This window comes from Nonomuraea sp. NPDC052129 (genome assembly GCF_040680095.1).
Lineage (GTDB): Bacteria > Actinomycetota > Actinomycetes > Streptosporangiales > Streptosporangiaceae > Nonomuraea.
The window spans coordinates 1-8,119 of record NZ_JBFAVX010000074.1; the positions used below are offsets into that span (position 1 = coordinate 1).

Genomic DNA, 8,119 nt, shown 5'->3' on the forward strand with positions numbered 1-8,119 from the left:
TACGACGAACCATTACAAGATCCCTGTATTCCGCAGAACCGGCGCGTCTACCCCAAATCAGACTCAAGGCTCAACGCCAGGCGTGAATGGATACCGGACAGCATGTGGAGCGCCCTACTTGTCGGTCATGTCCGATGAAGTGGAAGCCATATGCGGAAAAGCGCTCTAAAGGACAAATTTGGAGGCTTATGCAGGGCTGGTAATCGCCGGAAGTCGCGGCTTCAATCCAATCGGTCCTGTCTAGTCTGCTGAACCCGTAGGAGGTACTGTGCCGAAGCTCGATGTGCTCGATTTCGCGTGGTGGGAGATCACGGGAAAGTGTCAGCTCGCCTGTGATCACTGCTATGCCTCGTCCGGACCCGAAGGAACTCACGGAAGTTTGAGCGTGGCCGACTGGCGGCGCGTCATCACCCAGACCCGTGAGGCGGGCGCGAGGATGGGGCAGTTCATCGGAGGTGAGCCAACGCTGCATCCGGCGTTGCCCCAGCTCGTACAGCACGCGCTTAGCACTGACATGGAGGTCGAGATCTATACGAATCTCGTCCATGTCACACCGGAGATGTGGGAGACCTTCCGGCTGCCGGGGTCCGTCTGGCGACCTCGTACTACTCCGACCGGTCCGACGAACACGAGGCGATCACCAAGCGGCCCTCGCTCAGAGTCACGACCAAGAACATCGCCCGCGCGCAAGAGTTGGGTATCCCGCTTCGCGCCGACGTGATCGGGGTTCTCGGCAGGCAGCGCACCGGTCAGGCCATCACAGCCCTGGAACGGCTGGGCGTTCCTGAGATCGGTTACGACGACCTTCGGGAAGTCGGGCGCGGGGTCCGGGAGAACGGACCGGGAGTCGATCAGCTCTGCGGCAACTGCGGAGACCGGCGGGTCGCAGTCTCACCCACGGGCGAGGTGTGGCCGTGCGTGTTCTCTCGCTGGCTGCCTGTCGGTAACGTCCGGCAGACATCCCTGCCGGGTATCCTCACCGGCGAGAAGTTCGCCCAGATCGCGAGCGAACTGCGCGAGGAGTTCGGGGCGCGTGCCCGGCCATGCCGACCAGACCCGTGCAGCCCAGACTGTAGCCCCTCGTGCCAGCCACAGAATAACTGCCGCCCAGCGGACAACTGCTTGCCGAACTACCACTGCGGGCCATGCCCGCCAAAGGATAAGAACTGCAAGCCGGTAATGAACTGCGACCCCAACAAGTGCCGCCCCGACAAAAATAGGTAGGGACCGACATGGCCAGCCGACACCGCGATCCTGAGTCTGGGCAGCGCGCCTTTCTGCGCCGTATTCTCACCGAGGGCTCGAACCGCCTCGGCGTGATCCTGGCCGGGGATCCGGTGTTCGGCTGGCATGATCGAACGATCGGATCGGCCTCCCGGTCGGAGGGCGATCGGTTTTGGCTTCGTGCGACCGCCGAACACCGGGATTGGGCGCACGGCCCAGCATGGACAGGAAATCGAGACGCTGCATCAATCAGTGATGTTCCCAAACCCACATTGATTGCCCGTACTGAGTGGGACGAGGGGCCGGTGTGCATCTACGTCGAATTGATGACCTACGTGCCCGATGCGCCTTGCTCCCCCTCTCCGGAATTGGCCGTGTCCCCAGTCCTGCCTGCGTCATGGTGGACAAACCTGCGTACCGCTGTCGATGCGCTTGCCCTGCATCCCACTCCGCGAGGCGAGCATGACCCGTGGGCACTGGCCCGACGCGTTGAAGCCTTCTATGGCCGACCGCTCGATTTGCCCGAGACCCCGATTCTGCGTACTGAGCACACCGATTTGCACTGGGCCAACCTCACCCGACCTCGCCTGTGGCTGCTGGATTGGGAACACTGGGGAACTGCCCCCGCTGGATACGGTGCCGCAGTGCTCTATCTGCACAGCTTCGTGGTCCCCGCCATAGCCGCGCGGGTCCACGATGTGTTCGCCGACGTCCTCGACGCCCCGACCGGTCGTCTGGCGCAGCTGTCTGCTGCGGCGCATATTCTCGATCGTGCCGCCCGGAGTGGTGACTACCCCACCCTTGTCAGTCCGGTACGTGCGTACGCGGCCCGGCTGATCCAGCCCGCAGGAAGGCACTAGCCGTGTTGCTCACCCAGCTGACTGCCCGCAGTCTTCCACCAGGTTGGGCCGCGACGCTGCCGCCTGTTCGCCACCTGGCGGAACGAGGGCTCGCATTCGCCGCCCCTGTGTCTTTCATCGTTGGGGAGAACGGCTCCGGTAAGTCCACCATCATGGAAGCGGTCGCCGACGTTTGTGGCATCAACGCGGAGGGCGGGAAGGCCGGTACCAAGTACGCCAGTACCGGTCCCGCTACTCCATTGGGGGAGGTCCTTGACGCTGACCTCACCGCAACAGGGCTACGACTGCTTCACGGCCCCCGCCTCAAGCGGCGGGCGTTCTTCTTCCGTGCCGAAACGCTCTTCAATCTGGGGCAGAACGTGTCTGGCCGGTATGGGTTCTGGGAGGAGGACCTGACGGAGCAATCCCATGGGGAAGGGTTTTTCACCGTTCTAGAGCGGATGGTGTCGGGGCCGGGGCTCTATCTCATGGACGAGCCTGAAGCTGCCTTGTCGTTTCAGTCATGCGTGCGCCTGGTCGGTCTGATGAATCGCGTTGCCGGCGAAGGCGGGCAGATCATCTGCGCCACCCACTCGCCGATTCTCGCCAGCCTTCCGGGGGCGCAGGTCATCGAACTCGGTGACCATGGCATCCGCACCACCGACTGGGAGAAGCTCCAGGTGGTGGACCACTGGCGACGATTTCTCGCCAAGCCCGATTTCTATCTGAGGTATGTCTTGGATCAGGACTGAGTTGTTGAGCGGACGACATGCGGCCCTGCGCACCTTATGAGGTTGCTCGGGAGACTCCTGATGAACCGGCGAAAGCTTCGTCATGGCGGGTCCCCGGCATGTTCGACAACAGCCGGCCCCTCCCACAACCCAACTCGCCGCCGTAACGATGCCAACTCGGTTGCTCACCGTAGGCGGGGCGGCTGGACGATCGGCTGCCGAGGCAGCCCACGCGGATGCCTCACCAGCGGAGATCGGTGACACACGTCATCGAATGGCGCAGTGCTCGAGAACGGGCACGTGAGGAAATAGTCCCTGCGCCCCAGGTCTCACCATGGGCTGCTGGCCACCTCAACAACAGCAAACTGTACCGGTTGGTCGGTATAGTTTCCCTCGTGCCACGTCCCAGTTCGAAAGAGCGACTGCTCGACGCCGCAGCCGAGGTACTGCTGTCCAAGGGGGCCGAGGCATTGACCCTGGAAGCGGTGGCCCGGCAGGCAGGCGTGTCCAAGGGCGGCTTGTTCTACCACTTCCCCACCAAGCAGGCGCTGGTCGCCGGCATGGTAGACCGCCTGACCAAGGCCTTCGACCAGGCACTGGCCGAGGTGGGCGCCGAGCCGGGCGACTTCCTGCGCGCTTACCTGAACGCGACGATCCCCGAACACCACACCGCGGCCAACGCTCCGGCCGACCGAGTGACCGCCGCGCTGCTGGCCGCGGTGCTCGTGGACCCGGCAGGCCTTGCGCCGCTGAGAGAGCGGTTCGCTGCTTGGCAGGACAGACTGACCGACGACGGCATCGATCCGGCCGCGGCGACAGCGGTACGGCTGGCCATCGACGGTTGGTGGGCGGCCAGGCTTCTCGGACTCGGCGAACCAGACGCAGCACTGCACGAACACACCAGGCGCTACCTGATGGAGGCGATCGACCGTGCTACGCGCCACTAAAGCGTTGATGCTGCTCACGGACTTGGCGTTCGTCGTCTACTTCACCATCACCGGGCTGGGGGCGATCCCGCCCGAATGGGCGTTCGCCGACTACACCAACCCGGTGATGGCCGACTGGAACTGGTCGTTTCTCTGGATCGACCTGCTGGCCAGCGCCACCGGCCTGACCAGCCTGTACCTCCTGCGCCGAGGGTCGCGGTCGGGTCCAGGCCTGATGCTGGTCTCGCTCGTGCTCACCATGGCGTCCGGCTTGATGGCGATCGCGTTCTGGACCCTGCGCGGCGACTTCTCACTGGCCTGGTGGCTGCCGAACCTCTACCTCATGCTCTTCCCGATCCCCGCGGTCGTCTGCCTGACGCAGCCACGACCACACTTCACCGCCTCATAGGGCTACAGGCCTCAGCCGACGCGGCCTTCCGGTGCCCGCGGAGGCGAAGCGCGCACGCCGCCGATCCACCACCGTACGGCTGGGCGGTCCGGTCTTCTCCGGGATCGTGCAGGTGATACCGCTCCTGCGCAAGTAGGCGCGGCGGGAACGGGAGCCGTACGCCTTATCGGCATGGACCCTGCCGGGACCCGGGCGCGGGCGTCCCGGTCCGAGCCGGGCACACTGATCCGCTCCAGCACGGGCTGGAATCGCGCAGAATCCCCACATTACGACGGGCATCAGGCCAGCCAGGGGATCGGTCGGCAAGTACGGACGGCAAGTACGGACGGCAAGTGTGCGAACTCACGATTGGGAGAGCGTCGACCTGCCGAGACATGAAGTCCACGGTCGTGCTCTCCAAGGAAGCGTCGTAGAGCCAGACACCGCACAGATCCCAGGCCCATGGACATTCGTGTGAGCAGAACGCGGCGATCCACGGTCGGCACAACACCCGCGCCCACCCCGAATGTCAACGGCCAAGTGCTTCGGTTCTGGCCACTTTCCGGGATTCGTGCCAGACCCAGGATTCACCCGGCGTCGACGCATGAGTTCGGGAATGATGTCGTTTCCGGCGGCTCCATGCACTTGGACCAGCTGAGGCTCCTGACCTGCGCCACCACGTGTCAGAGGCTGCTATCGAATCGTTGAGGCGTGGGAGGGGCGTTTGGTCGTTTTCGCATGTGCGGGGTGCGGTGCCGTTTTGACCGCGAGGGTGTCGCGTGTCGCGCTTCCCGACCACGCCGATCAGAAGTACGGCCATGACTTGCTCCCCGCCCTTCTGGAGCCCGGAACGTACACGGTGCGATCCCAACCCTCCGGGCCGCCATGGCGAGTCTGGGACGAGGTGGGCGCGGAGGAGGCGGCAGCCCGTGGCGTGTACCTACAGGTGTACTCCCTGCCGTACGGACCCCCGGGGACCATCGGGGTCACGCCGGGCGATGTCCGCGGAACCGTCCTCATCCGAGAGCGGTGTGATGGCTGCTGCTGTGGCCTGGACGGCCGGAGCGGCGCCAACCTCGCGTGTGTGGAGTGCGGGCGTGCGGTGGCGACCCGCATCGATGACTGCGGGTACTGGCAGGTAGTGTGGCTGGATCCGCGGGCCGTACGACCTGTCTGCGTCGATGGCCCCGCTTGCACGGTGGTCGGCTGGGAGGCGCTGCGGGCGGCCTATCCGGACACGCCGCCGGTTGAGCAGCCCGGATGGTGGAGCCCGCGGTGGGAGGCAGCAGCCGCGGTGGCGTTGGCACACCTGTTGGCGTTGTCGGGCGGCAAGCGGGTTGCCGTCCCTGACGGACCGGTCGCCGAGGCTTTTCGCAAGGCACTCGACACGCTGCTCCCTGCAGGTCCGTCGGCCCGGAACCTCGTCTTGGCTGGGCCTGGCCTGTCCGGCGTGACCGCGGAAATCGCCCTGGTGCCGCGGCACCCGCAAAGCGGCGAGGTGTGGCCGTGCGGCGCGGGAGCGGTGGTGCCGCTGGCGGCTGACGTGTGGATGTACATGGCCTTCAATGACGATCGGCGGCTTACCCTCGCGGCGGCAGGAATGCCCGACATTGTCCGCCGCGACGATCCGCCGCCACGGCTGCCATGGAGGCCCTTCAGACCTGATGTGGGCGTGTTCCTCCACACGCTGGCGCGGCTGCCAGCGGCTCGTGAGCCGTGGTTGCGCGCTATCTACGACCATGTGGAAGACCGCCGATACAGCTTGCCATGCTTCTAGGCGCCAGCGAGGCTCCAGACGCAGGAGTATGTGCCACCCGATCGACCTTCGCCTTGATCGCCGTGGGTCCTGGAAGGACCAGCATCAGGCCTGTGATCAGGATCAACGGTCCCGCCGGTAAGACAGGCTTCGTGCTGCACCGATGCGTCTCGTGGAGGCCTCGACCAGTTGAGCGCCGATCCGCGGCGCCGATCAGCCGGTGAGACATCGCCTCGCCGCGTTTCTCCGGCCGGACCCGGCCCAGCGCGGCCGGCCGGAGGGGATCCGCGACAACCTCATCGCCCGCATCGCTGAGGCCGAGCAAGAAGTGTGCGTCAAACGCCCTTCAGAACACGATCAAGTGCCGCCCGGCCCGCGGGTCCCCAGTGCGGCTTGCCGCCGGGAAGACCCCGATCTCCGTTCTGCCCCATGAGCATCAGGAAGAGGCTCTTCATAGCGGCCAGCCCGCGGGCGCGCCGAATCGCCGCCTCGTCCGCGTGCCCGTACATGTCGAAGAACCGTGCGGCCGTGCCCGCGGGGAGCAGCACCCATGCGGCGGCGAGGTCCCATGCCGGATCGCCGGCGAACAGGTCACCGAAGTCGATGATGCCCGAGAGCGTTCCGTCCGAGACGACGACGTTCGCGGGATGGAGGTCGCCGTGCACCCAGACCGGCGGGCCCTCCCACGCGTTGGCCGCGACGGCGTCGTCCCAGACATCTCGGACGTCGGCCGCGATGTCGTCGAGGGCAACGGCCTGGAGGAAGTTCTCGAAGCCGACCGTGCAGTTCCTGGGGTGGGCACCGCGGTCCGTAGCGATCGGCGCCTCGGCGGGCGCCTCCACATGGAGCGCTTGGAGGAAACCCGCCAGCGTGTCGGCCGCGTGGGCGCCGCGGCTGATCGAGCCGTGGTCCAGCGGCTCGCCGGGAACCCACGTCATCACGGTCCAGTGCTTGGGGAAGCGCTCGGACGGTTCGCCGAACCGCACCGGGGTCGGCACCGGGAGCGGCAGGCGCGGGGCCAGCACGGGTAGCCACCGCCGCTCCTTGAGCTGGAGCTCCCCGGTGGGGTCCATGCGCTGCATGCGCACGGCCAACTCGTCCCCGAGGCGCCACATCTGGTTGCCCCAACCGCCCACCACCTCGCGGATGGCCAGCCCCGCAAGGTCTGGATGTTGCTCCTGCAGCAGGTCGCGGACCACGTCCGCGGTGATCTCGAGCTCGGTGTCGGTCATGCGAAGTCACAGTACTGAGGCGGCAGGCGGAGCGAGAGGTGAAACTTGCCCACCTCGACAACCTCATTGCCCGGCGCTCGGCGGCGGTCCACCGGGGTATGCCGTCCTGATCCCCTTCCCACCGAGGGAGCACCTCGGTCAGTTCGATGGCTGAGGCAGAAGTTGGATCACGCCCACCGAGGTGTCCTCGATCGGTGAGGCGTAGACGGCGCGGACCATCCAGCTGCCGGCCCCGAGCGGGACGGGGGCCTGCTCCGGCAGGCCTTCGCCGTTCGGGAACTCGACGCCCAGCTCGGCTCCGGCCGTCACGGAGTCAATGAGCACCGCTGGGCCGTCCGTTTCCCAGACGCCGCAGTCTTCCCACACGGTGGTGGGGTCGGCAAGCACCGCCTGGGCTGCGGCAATCAGATCGGCCTCGCAGTTGGCACCCAGCCAGCGAACGAACGCTCGGTGTTCCGGCAGATAGCAGCTGCTGGCGGGCTCATCCGCCAGGACAAGTCCGCAGGCGCCCTCCTCGCCGACAGCGACCACTCCCGCCAGACCCTCCACCACGCAGGCGCGGTCGTAGTCGTCCAGAACGTCCCCGTCGCCGATGACCATCCCCGACTCCGTGCAACCACGCCACTGGGCCAGCGCGGAAACGGGCACGGCTATCAGCGGGCCGCCCATCGAATCGACCCAGACAGGGAAAGGCTCGCGTGAACTGGCGGTGGTGGAGGAGAACGTTTTCACGACGCCAGTGTCCTCTCGACCACTGACAACGAGCTCCCGGCCCGGTCTCGGCGCAGGCCGGCGCGGCCCGGAGCCGACAGGCTCGATCAGCCGATCGGTGGTGCGAGGTATTCCAGCGCATAACCGTCGCCGGAGGGGGTTACGCGGGCGATGCCGGGTGAGTCGAGGTGGGCGCCGGCTACGAAGTGGTGTGGTCGGGTCAGTTGTTCGAGGAGGGCCGCTCGCGCGGCGCGGGCCTGGGACTGGTTGCCGTCGAGCTCCCAGGACACGTTCGGCTGATCGAATTGGAGC

Annotated in this window: 9 protein-coding genes and 2 pseudogenes; 7 read left to right on the forward strand and 4 right to left on the reverse strand. The window is 66.4% G+C overall.

Annotation, left to right across the window (positions count from 1 at the left end; all coding sequences use genetic code 11):
- Positions 1-283 precede the first annotated feature (283 nt).
- The 6 genes from AB0L53_RS59030 (at position 284) to AB0L53_RS59055 (ending at position 4,129) form a co-directional block, all read left to right on the forward strand.
- On the forward strand, positions 284-721 hold the full coding sequence (locus tag AB0L53_RS59030; protein WP_364015825.1) for a radical SAM protein: 438 nt from the start codon (positions 284-286) through the stop codon (positions 719-721).
- 197 nt (positions 722-918) lie between these two features.
- Entirely contained in the window at positions 919-1,224 is a 306-nt protein-coding gene (locus AB0L53_RS59035; RefSeq protein ID WP_364015828.1) for a hypothetical protein, read from the forward strand.
- Positions 1,225-1,232: 8 nt separating this feature from the next.
- Complete coding sequence (locus AB0L53_RS59040) at positions 1,233-2,084, forward strand: aminoglycoside phosphotransferase (protein WP_364015807.1); 852 nt, start codon at positions 1,233-1,235, stop codon at positions 2,082-2,084.
- A 2-nt stretch (positions 2,085-2,086) separates the two neighbouring features.
- Positions 2,087-2,815: an AAA family ATPase gene (locus tag AB0L53_RS59045; protein ID WP_364015809.1), complete on the forward strand. Its 729-nt coding sequence runs from the start codon at positions 2,087-2,089 to the stop codon at positions 2,813-2,815.
- Positions 2,816-3,189: 374 nt separating this feature from the next.
- Positions 3,190-3,741: a TetR/AcrR family transcriptional regulator gene (locus AB0L53_RS59050; RefSeq protein ID WP_364015812.1), complete on the forward strand. Its 552-nt coding sequence runs from the start codon at positions 3,190-3,192 to the stop codon at positions 3,739-3,741.
- A gap of 7 nt (positions 3,742-3,748) precedes the next feature.
- Positions 3,749-4,129: a DUF5360 family protein gene (locus tag AB0L53_RS59055; protein WP_364015814.1), complete on the forward strand. Its 381-nt coding sequence runs from the start codon at positions 3,749-3,751 to the stop codon at positions 4,127-4,129.
- Between the two features lie 93 nt (positions 4,130-4,222).
- Here the strand turns inward: AB0L53_RS59055 and AB0L53_RS59060 are convergent.
- Positions 4,223-4,392, reverse strand: a pseudogene (locus tag AB0L53_RS59060) (IS5/IS1182 family transposase); the annotation flags it as partial.
- A gap of 818 nt (positions 4,393-5,210) precedes the next feature.
- Between AB0L53_RS59060 and AB0L53_RS59065 the strand changes: the two are divergent.
- On the forward strand, positions 5,211-5,885 hold the full coding sequence (locus AB0L53_RS59065) for a hypothetical protein (protein WP_364015817.1): 675 nt from the start codon (positions 5,211-5,213) through the stop codon (positions 5,883-5,885).
- A gap of 314 nt (positions 5,886-6,199) precedes the next feature.
- Here the strand turns inward: AB0L53_RS59065 and AB0L53_RS59070 are convergent, their stop codons facing one another.
- From AB0L53_RS59070 to AB0L53_RS59080, 3 genes and pseudogenes are all read right to left on the reverse strand, one after another.
- The gene (locus AB0L53_RS59070; RefSeq protein WP_364015820.1) at positions 6,200-7,096 is read right to left on the reverse strand and encodes an aminoglycoside phosphotransferase family protein; all 897 of its coding nucleotides are present in this window, start codon (positions 7,094-7,096) and stop codon (positions 6,200-6,202) included.
- Positions 7,097-7,234: 138 nt separating this feature from the next.
- Entirely contained in the window at positions 7,235-7,828 is a 594-nt protein-coding gene (locus tag AB0L53_RS59075; protein ID WP_364015823.1) for an Imm21 family immunity protein, read from the reverse strand.
- Positions 7,829-7,914: 86 nt separating this feature from the next.
- Positions 7,915-8,119: pseudogene (locus AB0L53_RS59080) on the reverse strand (hypothetical protein); the annotation flags it as partial.

What these genes read in the sequence shown, in the direction of transcription:
- AB0L53_RS59040 (WP_364015807.1), top strand. Translation starts at nt 1,233, where the DNA reads ATGGCCAGCCGACACCGCGATCCTGAGTCTGGGCAGCGCGCCTTTCTG.
- AB0L53_RS59070 (WP_364015820.1), bottom strand. Translation starts at nt 7,096, where the DNA reads ATGACCGACACCGAGCTCGAGATCACCGCGGACGTGGTCCGCGACCTG.
- AB0L53_RS59055 (WP_364015814.1), top strand. Translation starts at nt 3,749, where the DNA reads ATGCTGCTCACGGACTTGGCGTTCGTCGTCTACTTCACCATCACCGGG.